General features: G+C 71.3%; 16 protein-coding genes. 13 read left to right on the forward strand and 3 right to left on the reverse strand.

Annotation, left to right across the window (positions count from 1 at the left end; translation table 11 throughout):
• Nucleotides 1–11: 11 nt before the first annotated feature.
• The 9 genes from J2847_RS08970 (at nt 12) to J2847_RS09010 (ending at nt 7,836) form a co-directional block, all read left to right on the forward strand.
• Complete coding sequence (locus J2847_RS08970) at nt 12–896, forward strand: hydrogenase expression/formation protein (protein WP_209778670.1); 885 nt, start codon at nt 12–14, stop codon at nt 894–896.
• Complete coding sequence (locus J2847_RS08975; RefSeq protein WP_209778671.1) at nt 893–1,774, forward strand: [NiFe]-hydrogenase assembly chaperone HybE; 882 nt, start codon at nt 893–895, stop codon at nt 1,772–1,774. The genes J2847_RS08970 and J2847_RS08975 overlap by 4 nt, the downstream gene beginning before the upstream one ends.
• A 15-nt stretch (nt 1,775–1,789) precedes the next feature.
• A complete protein-coding gene (gene hypA / locus J2847_RS08980) occupies nt 1,790–2,131 on the forward strand; it encodes a hydrogenase maturation nickel metallochaperone HypA (RefSeq protein ID WP_085552622.1) in 342 nt (113 codons plus the stop codon).
• Nucleotides 2,131–3,126 carry a hydrogenase nickel incorporation protein HypB gene (hypB, locus tag J2847_RS08985; protein ID WP_209778672.1) on the forward strand — a complete coding sequence of 332 codons (996 nt, stop codon included), beginning with the start codon at nt 2,131–2,133 and terminating at the stop codon, nt 3,124–3,126. Before hypA ends, hypB begins: the two co-directional genes overlap by 1 nt.
• Nucleotides 3,123–4,616 carry a sigma-54-dependent transcriptional regulator gene (locus J2847_RS08990; protein WP_209778673.1) on the forward strand — a complete coding sequence of 498 codons (1,494 nt, stop codon included), beginning with the start codon at nt 3,123–3,125 and terminating at the stop codon, nt 4,614–4,616. The genes hypB and J2847_RS08990 overlap by 4 nt, the downstream gene beginning before the upstream one ends.
• 30 nt (nt 4,617–4,646) lie before the next feature.
• Complete coding sequence (gene hypC / locus J2847_RS08995; RefSeq protein ID WP_209778674.1) at nt 4,647–4,952, forward strand: HypC/HybG/HupF family hydrogenase formation chaperone; 306 nt, start codon at nt 4,647–4,649, stop codon at nt 4,950–4,952.
• The gene (gene hypD, locus J2847_RS09000; RefSeq protein ID WP_209778675.1) at nt 4,949–6,097 is read left to right on the forward strand and encodes a hydrogenase formation protein HypD; all 1,149 of its coding nucleotides are present in this window, start codon (nt 4,949–4,951) and stop codon (nt 6,095–6,097) included. The genes hypC and hypD overlap by 4 nt, the downstream gene beginning before the upstream one ends.
• Nucleotides 6,094–7,191 carry a hydrogenase expression/formation protein HypE gene (gene hypE, locus J2847_RS09005; protein WP_209778676.1) on the forward strand — a complete coding sequence of 366 codons (1,098 nt, stop codon included), beginning with the start codon at nt 6,094–6,096 and terminating at the stop codon, nt 7,189–7,191. Before hypD ends, hypE begins: the two co-directional genes overlap by 4 nt.
• 99 nt (nt 7,192–7,290) lie before the next feature.
• Nucleotides 7,291–7,836 (forward strand): HupE/UreJ family protein, encoded by a 546-nt coding sequence (locus J2847_RS09010; RefSeq protein ID WP_209778677.1) that lies wholly within the window; start codon nt 7,291–7,293, stop codon nt 7,834–7,836.
• A 65-nt stretch (nt 7,837–7,901) separates the two neighbouring features.
• On the opposite strand, the gene J2847_RS09015 is transcribed toward J2847_RS09010, so the two are convergent.
• On the reverse strand, nt 7,902–9,575 hold the full coding sequence (locus J2847_RS09015) for an electron transfer flavoprotein-ubiquinone oxidoreductase (RefSeq protein WP_085552615.1): 1,674 nt from the start codon (nt 9,573–9,575) through the stop codon (nt 7,902–7,904).
• A 153-nt stretch (nt 9,576–9,728) separates the two neighbouring features.
• Here J2847_RS09015 and J2847_RS09020 point away from each other — a divergent pair, with 153 nt between their 5' ends.
• From J2847_RS09020 to J2847_RS09035, 4 genes are all read left to right on the forward strand, one after another.
• A complete protein-coding gene (locus J2847_RS09020; RefSeq protein WP_209778678.1) occupies nt 9,729–10,613 on the forward strand; it encodes a uracil-DNA glycosylase in 885 nt (294 codons plus the stop codon).
• A 312-nt stretch (nt 10,614–10,925) separates the two neighbouring features.
• Nucleotides 10,926–12,935: a lytic transglycosylase domain-containing protein gene (locus tag J2847_RS09025; protein ID WP_325169352.1), complete on the forward strand. Its 2,010-nt coding sequence runs from the start codon at nt 10,926–10,928 to the stop codon at nt 12,933–12,935.
• A 32-nt stretch (nt 12,936–12,967) separates the two neighbouring features.
• On the forward strand, nt 12,968–13,522 hold the full coding sequence (gene moaB, locus J2847_RS09030) for a molybdenum cofactor biosynthesis protein B (protein ID WP_209778679.1): 555 nt from the start codon (nt 12,968–12,970) through the stop codon (nt 13,520–13,522).
• Nucleotides 13,523–13,531: 9 nt separating this feature from the next.
• Complete coding sequence (locus J2847_RS09035; RefSeq protein ID WP_233474388.1) at nt 13,532–14,557, forward strand: phosphotransferase; 1,026 nt, start codon at nt 13,532–13,534, stop codon at nt 14,555–14,557.
• 62 nt (nt 14,558–14,619) lie between these two features.
• Here the strand turns inward: J2847_RS09035 and J2847_RS09040 are convergent, their stop codons facing one another.
• Complete coding sequence (locus J2847_RS09040; RefSeq protein WP_085552612.1) at nt 14,620–14,838, reverse strand: hypothetical protein; 219 nt, start codon at nt 14,836–14,838, stop codon at nt 14,620–14,622.
• A gap of 89 nt (nt 14,839–14,927) precedes the next feature.
• Nucleotides 14,928–16,334 carry a S8 family peptidase gene (locus J2847_RS09045; RefSeq protein ID WP_209778680.1) on the reverse strand — a complete coding sequence of 469 codons (1,407 nt, stop codon included), beginning with the start codon at nt 16,332–16,334 and terminating at the stop codon, nt 14,928–14,930.
• Between the last annotated feature and the right edge of the window lie 25 nt (nt 16,335–16,359).

Genomic DNA, 16,359 nt, shown 5'->3' on the forward strand with positions numbered 1-16,359 from the left:
AGGATTCCGCGATGACCTCCCTGTACGGCCTGACCCACCCGCCGATCGGCTTCGGCCCCGGCAGCCAGCCCGAGGCGGACGCGGAGGGGCTGGAGTATCTGCCCATGCCGTCGGGCATGCGCGTCTACCACCCCCATCTGCCGGACGTCACGGACCCCGCCCGCGCCGCCGCCGCCCGCACCCTGCTGGAACGGCTGCACGCCGCGCTGGCCGGCTGGAGCGAGGGCGAGGAAATCCGCATCCCGGTGGAGCGGCTCGACGCCCCGGTCCTGTCCTTGATCGACGAGGCGCTGGGCGAGGGCGAGGTCTCCGTCCTGGTCGAGCGGCCGGGCGACCGGCTGGAGATCCAGGAGGCGGCGCTGGCCGGCGTCTGGCGTGTTCGCTCCTACGAGACCGGAACCGCCGCCCCACGCGAGACGGTGCTGGTCGGCGCCTTCCCGCGCGTCGCCCTGACCCGCGCCTTTCCGGCGGCGCCCCCGGCCGAACCGCAAGCCGAAGCGCCCGCCGGGCTGATGAACGGCCTGCCCATCCTGACCGAGCTGCTTGACCACAGCGCCCGCTGGCAGCGCGGCGACGCCGCCCACGCGGTGAATTTCAGCCTGCTGCCCCACAGCCCGGAGGATCTCGCCTTCGTCGAGCGGCGGCTCGGGGTCGGCGCCACCACCATCCTGTCGCGCGGCTACGGCAATTGCCGGGTCACCGCAACGGCCACCCCCAATGTCTGGTGGGTGCGCTATTACAACTCCATGGACACGCTGATCCTCAACACGGTCGAGGTCACCCAGGTGCCCGCCGTCGTCTGCGCGGCGGCGGAGGACATCGCCGACAGCGCCGAGCGGCTGGCGGAAATCCTCGACGCCCTCGGCGGGTCCGGCGCGAACGGAGCCTCGGCATGACCGCCTTCGCCGTGCCGGGGCGGTTCGAGGGCTCCTACCTCGGCGACGCCTCGCGCCTGTCCGCGACGGCGCGGATGGAATGCAAGATCTGCTGGCACGTCTACGACCCGGCCGAGGGCTGCGACGTCTGGCAGGTTCCCGCCGGAACCCCCTTCGCGGCGCTGCCCGGCGAATGGCGCTGCCCGGTGTGCGACGGCGACCGCGACCAGTTCATGACGCTCGACGCCGGCACCGACACGGCCGCCCCGCCGCCCGCAGCCATCGCCGCTCCGCCGCGTCCGATGGTCGCCGCGCCGGAGCCGCCGGCCGCCGTCATCCAGGGGCTGGAGCGCGCCTTCCGCGAGATCCACACCGCGCAGATGCGCGGCATTCCCATCGTCAACGACGCGCTGGCGGTGAAGGCGGTCGGCTTCCGCCCCTGGGACGGGCGCTGGCTCGGCGCCCTGATCACGCCCTGGTTCATGAATCTGGTGTTGCTGCCCGGCGGGGCCGACGACTGGTCGGGCCTCGTCCCCGGCGCCAAGGAGCTGGTGGAGTTCCCGTCGGGCCGCTACGAGTTCGTCCACGCCCTGCGCAAGGACGTCGGCCCCTACAAGGCCTGCTCGCTGTTCTCGCCGATGTTCGAATTCACCAGCATGCTGCACGCCAGCGAAACCGCCGCCGCCGCGCTGGTCGCCCTGTTCGATCCGGAGATCCGCGAGGACGGCGCCCGCACCGCCGAGATCCGCCGCTTGCGCGAAGCCGAACTCGCCCCGCCCGCCGGGGCCATGGAACCGGCGGAGGCCGAGGCAGCCCCGGTGGACGAGCCGCCCCCCCCGCCGCGCCGCCCGTCGCGCCGCGTCCTTCTGATGGGACCGGGCGCGGAGCCGGCGCCATGAGCGGGGCTTGCCGCCATGCATGAGATGGCGCTGTGCGAAAGCCTGCTCCAGGCGATGGAGGAGGCCGGGCGGAGCAACGGCTTCACCCGCGTGCGCCGGGTGCGGCTGGCGATCGGCCGCTTCGCCGGGGTGGAGCCCGAGGCCTTGCGCTTCGGCTTCGACGTGGTGACGCGCGGCACGCTGGCCGAGGGGGCCGAACTGGTCATCCTCGACGTGCCGGGCCAGGGCTGGTGTTTCGATTGCAGCGAGACGGTGCCGCTGGAGCATCGGCTGGCCTCCTGCCCGCGCTGCGGCGGCGACCGGCTCCAGCCCAACGGCGGCACCGAGATGACGATCAAGGATCTGGAGGTCGAGTGATGTGCACGGTTTGCGGTTGTTCGGGCGCCACGGTCGGCGGGGCCGACCACCATCATCATCACGGCGATCACGATCACCATCATCATGACCATGGGCATGACCACGCGCACGGCCATTCCCATGACCATTCCCACGATCACGATCACGATCACGATCATGGCCATTCCCACGATCATGGCGACGACGGGCATCACCATCACGGGGCTGCCGGGCTGCTCGACTACGGCGCCGGGCCGGCCCGCGCCCACGCGCCCGGCCTGTCGCAGACCCGCATGGTGGAGATCGAGCGCGGCATCCTGTCGAAGAACGACGGCTACGCCGCCGCCAACCGGGCGCGGCTGGCCCGCGCCGGCACCTTCGCGGTCAACCTGCTGTCCAGCCCCGGCGCCGGAAAGACGACCCTGCTGGTCGCCACGCTGAAGGCCCTGGCCGGCCGCTGGCCGGTCGCGGTCGTCGAGGGCGACCAGCAGACCTCCAACGACGCCGAGCGCATCCGCGCCACCGGGGCGCCGGCCGTGCAGATCAACACCGGCAAGGGCTGCCACCTCGACGCCCACATGGTCGGGCACGCGCTGGAGCAGCTTCCGGGCCTGGACGGCGGCCTGCTGTTCGTCGAGAATGTCGGCAACCTCGTCTGCCCCGCCGCCTTCGACCTGGGCGAGGCCAAGCGGGTCGTCCTGCTGTCGCTGACCGAGGGGGAGGACAAGCCCCTGAAATACCCCGACATCTTCGCCGGCGCCGATCTCGTTCTGGTGACCAAGGCCGATCTGGCGCCGCATCTCGACATCGACGACGAGGCCATCGACCGGGCGCTCGCCCGCGTCAATCCGGGGGCCGCGATCCTGCGCGTGTCGTCGCGCGACGGCCAGGGCATGGACGGATGGCTCGGCTGGCTGGAGGCCGAGCGCGGCGCCTTCCTGGGCGCGCTCGCCACCGAGGCGGAGGCCCGCGCCGCCAGCCTGCGCGCCGCCGCCGGCCCGAAGCCGCATCCATGACCGCCTCCCCCCGCCCCGGCATCCTGGTGGTCGACGACGAGCCGCGCTCGGTCGAGGTCATCGCCCGCGTGCTCGACGAGGATTTCGACGTCCACACCGCGCTGTCGGCCGAGGAGGCCCTGCGGCTGCTGGAAACGGAATGGATCCAGATCGTCTTCTCCGACCAGCGGATGCCCGAGGTCAGCGGGGTGGAGTTCCTGACCGAGGTGCGCGAGCGCTGGCCGGAGGTGGTGCGCATCGTCATCACCGGCTACATCGACCCCGAGGACATCATCGGCGCCATCAACACCGCCGGCATCCACCAGTTCATCACCAAGCCCTGGCACCCCGACCATCTGCTGCTGACCGCCCGCAACGCCGCCCGGCTGTATCAGCTTCAGCGCGAGCACGACCGGCTGTCGGGCGAACTGAAGCTGCTGACCCCGGTCGCCGAGAGCCGCGTCGTCACCCGGCGCGAGCGGGTCGCCCAGCATTACCGCTTCGACAGCCTGGTCCGCGCGCCCGGCAGCCCGGTGGACGCGGTCTGCCGCAAGGCGGCGCAGGTCGCCGGCTTCAACGTGCCGGTGCTGGTGCTGGGCGAGACGGGGACCGGCAAGGAGCTGCTGGCCCGCGCCATCCATTACGGCAGCCCGCGCAGCGACCGGCCCTTCTACGCCGAGAATTGCGGCGCCATCCCCGACGAGCTGCTGGAAAGCGAGCTGTTCGGCCACAAGAAGGGCGCCTTCACCGGCGCGCATTCGACCCGTATCGGCCTGCTGGAGCAGGCGGACGGCGGCACCATTTTCCTCGACGAGATCGGCGACATCTCCCCCGCCTTCCAGGTCAAGCTGCTGCGCTTCCTCCAGGAGGGGGAGATCCGCCCGGTCGGCTCCAACGAGACGCGCACAGTGGACGTCCGCGTGCTCGCCGCCACCCACCGCGACCTGCCGGCCGAGGTGCGGGCCGGGCGGTTCCGCGAGGATCTCTATTACCGGCTCGCCACCATGACGCTGACCATGCCGCCGCTGCGCGACCGCCCGGCCGACATCCCGGTGCTCGCCCGCAACCTTCTGGAACGGCTCTCGGCCGCCCACGGCAAGCCGGTGGCCGGCTTCACCGACGAGACGCTGGCCTGCCTGGAGGGCTATGGCTGGCCCGGCAACGTGCGCGAGTTGCAGAACGAGATCATGCGGATGCTGGTGCTGTGCGAGGGCGACCGGCTGGGCGCCGAGCTGCTGTCCGACACGGTGCTGCGCGGCGCCGCGATGAGCGCGCACGCGCCGCCCGCCGGCGCTGGCGGCGACGCCGCGGCGCTGGAGGCGCTGGCGCAGGGCGGCCCGCTGAAGACGCGCATCGAGCGGGTCGAGGCCGGCATCCTGCTGGAGACGCTGGTGCGCTGCCGCTGGAACAAGAGCCGCGCCGCCGACGAGCTGGGCCTGTCGCGCATGGGCCTGCGCGCCAAACTGGAACGCTACGGCATCGAACGCGCCGCCACGGCGCAGCGTCACTGACGCCGCATTTTGAGAGGAAGGAGCCAACCGATGTGTCTGGGCATTCCGGGCCGCATCGTCGCCATTTCCGACGCCGACGCCCTGCTGGCGACGGTGGACGTGTCGGGCGTGCGCCGCGACGTCGACATCACCTGCGTCGCGACGCCGGGCGAACCGCTTGAGGATCTGCTGGGCCGCTGGACGCTGGTCCATGTCGGCTTCGCCATGAGCCTGATCGACGAGGCGGAGGCCCAGGCGACCCTGGCGATCCTCGCCGAGATCGGCGAGGCCGAGGCGGAGATCGCCGCCTTCGCCGGACAAGGACAGGAACAGGACCACGCGGGAGCGGCGCCATGACCACCCGATTCACCCCCGGCGGCCCCGTCACCGCCCCCTTCCACGACCGCGACACCGGCCGCCGCCTGATCGAGCGCATCGGCGACAAGCTGCGCGCGCTCGGCGCCACCGAGCGCGACCCGATCCGCCTGATGGAGATCTGCGGCGGCCACACCCACGCCATCTTCCGGCATGGGCTGGCCGGCGTGCTGCCGCCGGGGGTCGAGTTCCTGCACGGCCCCGGCTGCCCGGTCTGCGTGCTGCCGATGGGCCGCATCGACGACTGCGTCGCCATCGCCGAGGATCCGCGCGTCATCCTCGCCACCTTCGGCGACGCCATGCGGGTGCCGGGGTCCAGGAAGTCGCTGATGCAGGCCAAGGCCGACGGCGCCGACATCCGCATGGTCTATTCGCCGCTCGACGCGCTGGCGCTGGCGCGGCGCAACCCGGACCGCGAGGTGGTGTTCTTCGGGCTCGGCTTCGAGACGACGATGCCCTCGACCGCGCTGACCGTCCTGCGGGCCGAGCGCGAGGGGATCGCCAACTTCTCGCTGTTCTGCAACCACATCACCATCATCCCGACGATCAGGGCGGTGCTGGATTCGCCGGGCATGCGGATCGACGGCTTCATCGGGCCGGGCCATGTCAGCATGGTGATCGGGCTGAAGCCCTACCGCTTCATCGCCAGCCACTACAACCGTCCGCTGGTGGTCGCCGGCTTCGAGCCGCTCGACGTGCTGCAATCGGTGTGGATGCTGCTGGAGCAGATCGGGCGCGGCACGGCGGCGATCGAGAACCAGTATTCCCGCATCGTCCCGGAGGACGGCAACCCGCAGGCCCAGGCCGCCATCGAGGCGGTGTTCGAGACGCGCGCCTTCTTCGAGTGGCGCGGGCTCGGCAGCATCGACGAGTCCGGCGTCGCCGTCCGCGAGCGCTACGCCCGCTTCGACGCCGAGCGCCGCTTCGCGGTCGAGAGCCCGGCCGTCGCCGACCCGGCCGGCTGCCAGTGCGGCGACGTGCTGAAGGGCGGCCTCAAGCCCTGGCAATGCGCGCTGTTCGGCGGCGCCTGCACGCCGGAAACCCCGATCGGCGCCCTGATGGTCTCCTCCGAGGGGGCCTGCGCCGCCTACCACCAGTATGGCGGCCTGCGGAAAGGTGCGGCATGACCGCGAAGGCTCCCGCTCCCACCCCGGTTCCCCTCCGTCCCTCGCGGCGGCGGGTGCGGCACGAGACGGTGACGCTGGCCCATGGCGGCGGCGGCAGCGCCATGCGCGATCTGGTCGAGGACGTCTTCGTCTCCGCCTTCGCCGAGCATCAGGACGGCGCCCAGGCCGCCGCCCCGCTGGAGGACCAGGCCCGCCTGCCGCTGGCCGATCTGATGGCGCGCGGCGACCGGCTGGCCTTCACCACCGACAGCTTCGTCGTCCATCCGCTGGAGTTCGCCGGCGGCGACATCGGCCGGCTGGCGGTCTGCGGCACGGTCAACGATCTCGCGGTCGGCGGCGCCGTGCCGGTCGCGCTGTCCTGCGCCGTGGTGATCGAGGAGGGGATGGCCGTCGCCACGCTGCGCCGCATCGCCGCCTCCATCGCCGCCACCGCGCGCGAGGCCGGGGTGCGGGTCGTCACCGGCGACACCAAGGTCGTGGCGCGCGGCGCCTGCGACAAGCTGTTCATCACCACCAGCGGCGTCGGCGTCATCCGCACCGGGGTCGAGCTGGGCATCGCCCACGCGAGGCCGGGCGACGTGGTGATCGTCAACGGCCCGCTCGGCGACCATGGCGCGGCGATCCTGGCGGCGCGCGGCGAGCTGGCGGTCGAGACCAGCGTGGCGAGCGACTGCGCGCCGCTGAACGGGCTGATCGGCGCGCTGCTCGACGCCGCCCCCTGCACCCGGCTGATCCGCGACGCCACGCGCGGCGGGCTGGCCGCCGTGCTGAACGAGATGGCCGAGGCGTCGGCCGTCGGCGTCCGCGTCGACGAGTCCGCCATCCCGATCCGCGACGAGGTGCGCGGCCTGTGCGACCTGCTCGGCCTCGACCCGCTCTATCTCGGCAACGAGGGGGTGGCGGTCGCCGTGGTCCCGGCCGAGCAGGCGGACGCCGCGCTGGCCGCGCTGCGCGCCCATCCGCTGGGCGGCATGGCCGCCGCCATCGGCACGATCACCGCCGAACGGCCCGGCCTCGTCGTCATGGACACGCCCTTCGGCGGCACCCGCATCGTCGATCTGCTGGTCGGCGACCCGCTGCCCCGCATCTGCTGAGTGTCCGTTCCCAAGACGCACCCGCCCGCCAACACCCGCCCCCGCCAACATCCGCCCCCATCAACCTCCGCAAAGAACATCTCCGAAGGAGAGCCCTTGATGAGCACGCCGTCCTCCGCCCGCCTCCTCGCCCTCGCCGCCGCGCTGTCGGCCGTCGCCCTGCCGGCGCTCGCCCATCCCGGCCATCTCGACACGGCCGGCTTCCTCGACGGGGTCGGACACCCGCTCGGCGGGCTGGACCATCTGGTCGCCATGATCACCGTGGGCGTCTACGGCGCCACCATCGGCGGGCGCGCCCTGCTGGCGGTGCCCGGCGCCTTCGTCGGCATGATGCTGCTGGGCGGCGCGCTGGCGCTGGCCGGGATCGGCCTGCCGCTGGTCGAGCCGATGATCTACGCCTCGACCGTGGTTCTGGTGCTGCTCTGCCTGATGCCGATGTCGCGCACCGCCTGGATCGGCGTGGTCTTCGCCGGCTGGTTCGGCCTGTTCCACGGCTTCGCCCACGGCGCCGAGATGCCGGCCGACGCGGCGGCGCTGGGCTACGCGGCGGGCTTCCTGCTCTCGACCATCGGTCTGCACGCCGCCGGCCTCGGTCTGGGTCTGGCCATCCATCGCCTGCTCGGACGCGGCGCCGTCGAGGCGTAACGGTCTCCGGACATGGTGAAACGGAAAGCGGCGGATGGTTGCCCATCCGCCGCGTTTCTCTTGCCTTACATGCCGCCCGGATAGTTCGGGCCGCCGCCGCCTTCCGGCACCACCCAGACGATGTTCTGGGTCGGGTCCTTGATGTCGCAGGTCTTGCAGTGCACGCAGTTCTGCGCGTTGATCTGGAGACGCGGATCGGTGCCGTTGTCGTTGCGGACGATCTCGTACACGCCGGCCGGGCAGTAACGCTGCTCCGGCGCGTCGTAGAGCGCCAGATTGACGCTGATCGGAACCTCGGGGTTCTTCAGCGTCAGGTGCGACGGCTGGTTCTCCTCGTGGTTCGTGTTCGACAGGTAGACCGACGACAGGCGGTCGAAGCTGATCACCCCGTCCGGCTTGGGGTAGGCGATCTTCGGCGCGTCGCCGGCCTTGGCCAGCGACTGGTTGTCGGCCTTCTTGTGGTGCAGCGTGTAGGGCAGGAACTTGCCGAGCCCGAGCTGGTGCAGCCACATCTGGAAGCCGCCGTGCAGGCTGCCCAGCGCCAGACCCCATTTCAGGCCGGGCTTGACGTTGCGGACCTTGTGCAGGTCCTCGTGGACCCAGCTTTCCTTCCAGCTCTTCTCGTAGCTGTCGAGCGTGTCGCCGGAGCCGCCCCCGTTCGCCAGCCGGTCGAAGGCGGCGTCGGCGGCCAGCATGCCGGTCTTCATGGCGTTGTGGGTGCCCTTGATGCGCGGCACGTTGACGAAGCCGGCCGAGCAGCCGATCAGCGCGCCGCCGGGGAAGGCGACCGCCGGGACCGACTGCAAACCGCCCTCGTTGATGGCGCGGGCGCCGTAGGACAGGCGCTTGCCGCCCTCCAGGTAGGGCCGCACGTTCGGGTGCTGCTTGAAGCGCTGGAACTCCTCGAACGGGCTCAGATGCGGGTTCCAGTAGTCGAGGTTGACCACGAAGCCGATCGAGACGAGGCCGTCCTCGAAATGGTACATCCAGGAACCGCCGGCCGTCTTGGCGTCGAGCGGCCAGCCCTGGGTGTGGACGACGAGGCCCGGCTTGTGCTTGGCCGGGTCGACCTGCCACAGCTCCTTGATGCCGATGCCGTATTTCTGCACGTCGCAGTCGGCGCGCAGGTTGAACTTATCCATCAGCTGCTTGGAAAGGTTGCCGCGCACGCCCTCGGCGAAGAAGGTGTATTTGGCGTGCAGCTCCATGCCCGGCGTGTAGTTGCCGGTCGGCTCGCCGTCCTTGCCGATGCCCATGTCGCCGGTGGCGACGCCCTTGACGCTGCCGTCCTCGTTGTAGAGCACCTCGGCGCCGGCGAAGCCGGGGTAGATCTCGACGCCCATCTCCTCGGCCTGGGTGCCGAGCCAGCGGCAGAGGTTGCCGAGCGAGATGGCGTAGTTGCCGTCGTTGTGCATCAGCGGCGGCAGGAGCGCGTTGGGAATCTGGAACCCGCCCTTTTCGGACAGGACGTAGAAACGGTCGTCGGTCACCGGGGTGTGGAGCGGAGCGCCCTTCTCCTTCCAGTCCGGGATCAGCTCGTTCAGCGCCTTGGGGTCGAGCACGTTGCCCGACAGGATGTGGGCGCCGACCTCCGACCCCTTCTCGATCACGCAGACGCTGACCTCCTGCCCGCTCTCGGCCGCGCGCTGCCTCAGGCGGATCGCCGCGCTGAGACCGGCCGGGCCGGCGCCGACGATCAGGACGTCATACTCCATTACCTCGCGCGGTTCGCGTTCCATAACCAAACTCCCCCACCTTCTTGTTCTGGTGCTTCTTGCTCTCTCGGTCCCCCCGCCTCTCCCGCGGGTGGGTGCTTTTAGCATAGGATGCCGGGCACCCAAATCGGGTATCTGCACCATGAAAGACCACACGCCTTGTGGTAAGGTCAAACGATGATTGACGTAAGCGACATCCTGGACGCGCTGCGCTGGCATGCGGACATCGGCTGCGACGAAGCCATCGGCGACACCCCGCTGGACTGGGCGACTCTGACCGCCCGCGCCGCCGCGCGGGCGCCGTCCACCGCGTCCGCCGCCGGCTCCGTCCCGGCCACCGGAGGCGGTGCGACTCGGGGGCAGCCGGCTCCCCGGCCGGCGCCGCGACCGGCCGCCGCCTTCGCCGGCGCGCCCTTCGCCGATCCCGGCCAGCCGCTCGGCGCCAGCGAGGCCGGGGTCAGCGCGCGGGCGCGGGCGGGGGAGGCGCGGACGCTGGCCGAGCTTGAGGCGGCGCTGCGCGCCTTCGACGGCTGCCCGCTGAAGGCCACCGCCATGAACACCGTGTTCGCCGACGGCAACCCGGAAGCCACGGTCATGCTGGTCGGCGAGGCTCCCGGCGAGGACGAGGACCGTCAGGGCAAGCCCTTCGTCGGGGTCAGCGGCCGGTTGCTCGACCGCATGCTGGCGCAGATCGGGCTGGACCGCGGCGCCATCTACATCACCAACATCCTGCCCTGGCGCCCGCCCGGCAACCGCAGCCCGACCCAGGCGGAGATCGCCGCCTGCCTGCCCTTCCTGGAACGCCACATCGCGCTGGTCAAGCCGAAACTTCTGGTTGCGCTCGGCGGCGTGTCGGCCAAGACTTTGCTGAACCGGGCCGAGGGAATCACCCGGCTGCGCGGGCAGTGGCGCGACTACGACGCCGCCGGCGGGCCGGTGCCGCTGCTGCCGATGCTCCATCCCGCCTATCTGCTGCGCAACCCGATCGCCAAGCGCGAGGCGTGGCGCGACATGCTGAGTTTGCGGCAAAGGATGAATGAAGTCGCCGCCAAGTCTTCGTAAATAAAAAACAGGCTTTCCAAATCCTCCCAAATCGTTTGGATGAGCGAGGCACGACAAGGCCGCAACCGGCATCGCTCTACGGCCAAACGCATCTTACAGTCGGGCTAAGGCGTTTTAGCCAGAGCGGTTAACCCGTTGTTAGCGCTGGCGATTACCGACGATGACACAAAAGGTGCGAATCCATTGCTTGCGGTTCGCGCTGGCGTGGGTTATTCGGATCCCATGCTCCGGATATTTTGCAATGCAGCATACCGGGTCGCGATCGCGGCCCCGCTGCGGCGGAACCTTCTGGGGGTCCTGGGTCTCGCGGTGGTGTCCACCGTACTGCCCGACGGGCCGGGTGCCGTGCGCCCAGCCCGTGCCGCCCTCATCATCCACGCGCCGGACGGCCAGGCCGTCGTCCCGCCCGGCACCGAAACCGCGCCCGAACCGCTGCTCCTCGCCATGGACGAGGAGGCCCGCGCCGTCCAGCTCAGCGAGGACGAGGCCGACCGCTACCGCCGCATCTTCACCTTGCAGGAGCGCGGCGACTGGGAGGCGGCCGACGGCGAGATCCGCCAGTTATCGGACAAGCGGCTGGTCGGCTACGTGCTGCGCCAGCGCTACCTGCACCCCGACCGCAAGGCCAGCTACGACGAGCTGGCGCTGTGGATGCAACGCTACGGCGACCTCGCCGGGGCGGAGCGCGTGCACAGCCTCGCCCAGCGCCGCCAGCCGGCCGGGCAGCGCGCGCCCAAGCCGCCGCGCGGCGACGAGACGGTGCGGCTGAACGGCTCACTGGAACGGCTGGGCGGCCTGCGCACCGTGTCCGTCAAATCCTCCGACGCGGCCAAGTCCGACGGCGCCAAGCCGGAGTCCGGGGAGGGCAAGACGGCCGACGACCCGGCCGGCACCACCGCCGACGCCGCCGAGGGGACCGACAGCGTCACCGTGGCGCCGCGCAGCCGCACGGTCAGCCGCGCCCGCGCCGACCGCGCCGCCGTCGCCCGCGTCGAGGAGCTGCTGCGCTCCGGCAAGGCCGGCGCCGCGCTGTCCCTGCTGGGGCAGGACGATTTCTCGCGCAACCTCGACCCGGTGCAGTACGACGCCGCCCGCACCCGCATCGCCGCCGCGCTCTATTACGCGGGCGAGGTTTCCCAGGCGCTGGCGCTCGCCTCGGCCAGCGCGGCGCGCTCGGGCGACGCCCTGCCGGAATCCCACTGGATCGCCGGGCTGGCGGCGTGGCGGCTGAAGCAGATCGACCGCGCGTCGCGCCATTTCGACGGCATGGCGGCGGCGGGGCCGCGCTCCCCCTGGCTGGCCGCCGCCGCCGATTTCTGGGCCGCCCGCGCCCACGCCCGCAAGGGCCGCTCGCGCGAGGCGCTGGCCCACATGACGGCCGCCGCCCGCTACCCGCACACCTTCTATGGGCTGGTCGCCCTGCGCAGCCTGAACCGCGTCGACCAGTTCCGCTGGCAGGCGCCCGAGCTGACCGGGGCGCATCTGTCGGCGCTGGCCCGCAAGCCGGCCGGACAGCGCGCCATCGCCCTGCTCCAGGCCGGCCAGCGCGATCTGGCGGAGATGGAGCTTCAGCGCGTCCACCCGCAGAACGACCCGCTGGTCGAGCAGGCGCTGGTCGGGCTCGCCGACCGCGCCGGCCTGCCGGCGCTGTCGCTGCGAATCGGCAACGCGCTGGCCGGGCCGGACGGCGCGCCTTACGCCGCCGCCCTCTACCCGCTGCCCTACTGGAAGCCGCGCGACGGCTTCGCGCTCGACCGCGCGCTGGTCTTCGCGGTGATGCGGCAGGAATCGCGCTTCGACCCGCGGCTGGTCAGCTCGGCCGGCGCCACCGGGCTGATGCAGATCCTGCCCAGCACCGCCCAGCATGTGCAGGAGCGCAACGCCGACATCGGCAGCGCCGACACCGACCGCGCCGCCCTGTTCGACCCCGCCCGCAACATGGAGCTGGGCCAGCGCTATCTGGCCGAGCTGCTGGCGATGCCCGACATCGGCGGCAACCTGTTCCTGGCCGCCGCCGCCTACAACGCCGGACCGGGCACGCTGGGGCGCTGGCGTCGCGATCTCAGCGAAGTGACCGACCCGCTTCTGTTCATCGAAAGCCTTCCCTTCGCCGAGACGCGCGACTATGTGGAGAAGGTGATGGCGAACTTCTGGATCTACCGGCTGCGGCTGGGCCAGGAAACCGCCACACTGGACGCCGTTGCGGCCGGCAAATGGCCGGTCTACAGCCCGGCGGACAGCCGCCCGACGCAGGTCGCCATCCAGCCCGACGCCCCGGTCGAGACCGTGGCCGAGAAGGAGGTGGCCGGTCCCACGCCCTGACCGCCACATCCTCCCCGGAAAGCGCCTCCTCCATGCCGAAGATCGACGAGACCCGCCCCTTCCTGCCGGTGAACATCGCCGTCGTCACCGTCTCCGACACCCGCACGCCCGCCGACGACCGGTCGGGCGACGCGCTGGCGGAACGCTTGACGGCGGCCGGGCACCGGCTCGCCCGGCGGGTCATCGTCAAGGACGACGTGGCGGCGATCCGGGCGCAGGTGCAGGGCTTCATCGCCGATCCGGAGATCGACGTGGTGCTGACCACCGGCGGCACCGGCGTCACCGGCCGCGACGTCACGCCGGAGGCGGTCGAGGCGCTCTACGACAAGGCGATCCCCGGCTTCGGCGAGCTGTTCCGTTACCTCAGCTACGCCAAGGTCGGCACCTCGACCATCCAGAGCCGGGCGACCGGCGGGGTGGCGAACGGCACCTACCTCTTCGCCCTGCCCGGCTCGCCCAGCGCCTGCCGCGACGCCTGGGACGACATCCTGGTCTGGCAGCTCGACAACCGCCACCGCCCCTGCAACCTCGTCGAGCTGATGCCGCGCCTGCGCGAGCATCAGGCCCAGCGCGAGCATCAGGCGTAGGCCGCCGCCTTGCCGCCCTTCTCCCTGCCGGCCCTCCACGCCGCGCTGGCGCGCCTGCCCGGCTTCGCGGCGCTCCCCATGGACGCGCTCGAACCGCTGCCGCTCAAGGGGGTGGCCCACGATCATGTCCGGCTGCGCGGGCATGGCCTCGTCGCCCGCATCCCGCGCTGGAGCCAGATGGGGCTCGATCCGCTGACGGCGCTGGACCATCAGGCGGCCGCCTTCCGCCGCGCCGAACCGTCGGGCCACACCCCGCGCCTCGCCGCCGTGCTGCCGCCGGCCCTGGCTCCGGCCCTGGCTCCGGAAAACGGCCTGCCGCTGGGCGCCCTGCTGGTCGGCGAGATCGCCGGGCGCACGCCGCGCCTGCCGGACGACATGCCGGCGATCGCCCGGGCGCTCGCCGCCCTGCACCGGCTGCCGCTTCCCCCGCCGGAGGAGCGCCCGCCGCTGCCGGCCCCGGCCGACCCGGTGGCGGCGCTGCTGGCCCAGGTCGAGCGGCAGGCCGACTGGTTCGCCGACGCCGGCCTGGCCGCCGAGGCGCGGGCCCTGATCGAAGCCGAGCTGGACGCCGCCCGCGCCGCCCGCCTGGACGGCCCGGCCCCGGTCGTCCTGGTCGGGGTCGACGTGCATCCCGGCAATTTCCTGATCGACGCCGCCGGCAAGGCGTGGTTCACCGACCTTGAGAAGCTGCAATACGGCCATCCGGCCATGGATCTGGCCCACGCCAGCCTCTACAGCTCGACCAAGTGGGATCCGGCGGTCGACGCCGCGCTGACCGCCGCCGAGGTCGCCGCCTTCCACGAGTCCTGGGCCGCCGCCGTGCCCGTGGAACTGGCCGGCATGGTGCGGCCGGGGATCAAGCCGCTGCGCCGCCTCACCTGGCTGCGCACGCTGTCCTGGATGGCCCGCTGGTCGGTGAAGGGCGCGACCCTGTCGCCCGGCATGCCGGAATCGCTGCGCATCCATATGGACGGGCACGCCGCCGACATCCTGCGCGCCGCGCGGATCGAGCAGGTGCGGCGCGATTGGTCGTAGAGGAGGGCGCTTGCACGACCGGCTCCCGTCACGTCGAAGCGCGGCGGGAGCCGGGGAGGCGCTCAATAGAGCGTCATGGAGGACGAGGGGTATATCTCGAGAATGCCCTTGGTTTCCGGAAGGGTCCGATCGAGGTTGGCCGGACCGTCGACGCTCCAGACGACCTCCCTGTCCCCGAGCGGGACGGGCGGGGTGTCGTCGCGGTGGGCGCCAAGCCTTTCCAATTTCTTTTCAAGGAGCGTGGCATCGACCCGCGTGTCGGTCGTAATCAACCATTTCATCGGACTCTCCTGTCGCAGTTCATGCGCTCCGCTGCATCCTCCTGCCCGGCCCCTCCCGCCTTGCGCAGCCCGCCCTCACGCGACCCGTCCTACGCGGTGGGCACCCTCCGCCTCTTCAACAGCTGATAGGCGGCGGCGGCGTTCACGACTCCCGAACCCGTAAGATGGTCTGGTCCCGGTTCTCCGATGTCAATAGCGCTCTCCATAAGAACCGCTTTCATCTCCAGCGGGCTGATGCCGGGAGACGCGCTGGCCAGGGCCGCCGCCACGCCGCAGACCACGGGCGTCGCCGCCGACGTTCCGTTGTCGAACGGCTGGGCCAGTCCTGCCGGCCGCCCCGGCCCGAAATTTCCGAAGAAGTGCGAGTAGCCGGCGATGTCCGGTTTCGCCGGGTCGAACATCCCCGGCCCCTGGCTCGAATAGCCGATGCGCTCGTGCCGGCTGTTCACCGCGGCAACCGTGACCACCTCACTCAGGCTGTTCGACGCGTGGATCGACCGTCCGGGACCGGTCCCGCTGCTGTGGCAGACGGAGCTGGGGCATTCGCCGCCGCAGTTCCCCGCCGCGAAGAAGCAGGTCACGCCTTCGGCGACCACCTCCCGGATCTTCCGGTGCAGGGGGTGGTTGATGTCCCAGATTTCGTGACGCGGCTGGGTCGCCCGATCGGGCACGGCGACATAACCGTAGCTGTTGTTGGTCAGGTGAGGCGTTCCATCCCGGCGCCGGCGTTCGAGGACCGCCTGGAACATGGCCAGGGCGCCACCGGATCGCGGCTGGCCGAGGAATGGAAAATCGTACAGCCGCGCCGCCGGGGCGGCGACCAGGATGTCCGCCGCGCACATCGATCCGTGACTGTGAATGGGGGCGATGCCCCACAGCTTCTGGTTATCCTTTTCGAATCCCCCGACGACGGGGTAGGCGCCGTTCACCCCTTCGTCCAGGATCGCGACGATGACGTTCTGCCCGCGATAGCCGTCGCGCCACAGCGCCTCCACGCCGAGAAGCTGGCGGATGGCGTCGACCGACACCCCCGGCCGGAAGGGACGGCAATCGGTTCCGCCCCCGCTGCCGGCGAGATCGAACAGTCCGAAATACCCGTCGCCGGCCGCCCCCCCGTCTCCCAGCAGCGTGATGGGGCTGTTCGGCCAGACGATGATGTCGTCCCGCTCCTCCAGCCGCGCCAACGCCCCCGGCTTCACCTGGGCGGACACGACGAAGGTCCGCTCGCTGCCCGGGGCATCCGCAAGCGTGCCCTCGAACGTCATGCCGAACAGACCGGGCGACTGAAGGAACACCGGATCATCGGGCCCCGACGCGAGCGGGATTGGACCGATGTCGTCCAGCACGTCCACCCCGAGACCGGGAAGGTCGGCCAGCAGCGCCTCCGCCCTTCTCACCCGTTCGGCGGGACCGGCGGAAAAAGTCACAGCCTCGACGGCGGACAGGGAAAGCGGATCGCCGCCCCTGACCTCAATCAGAACATTCATATCCGCCATGACAATCCCTCGAAAAGACATGGTA

Origin of the sequence: Azospirillum agricola (assembly GCF_017876095.1) — a bacterium.
Taxonomy (GTDB): Bacteria; Pseudomonadota; Alphaproteobacteria; order Azospirillales; family Azospirillaceae; genus Azospirillum; species Azospirillum agricola.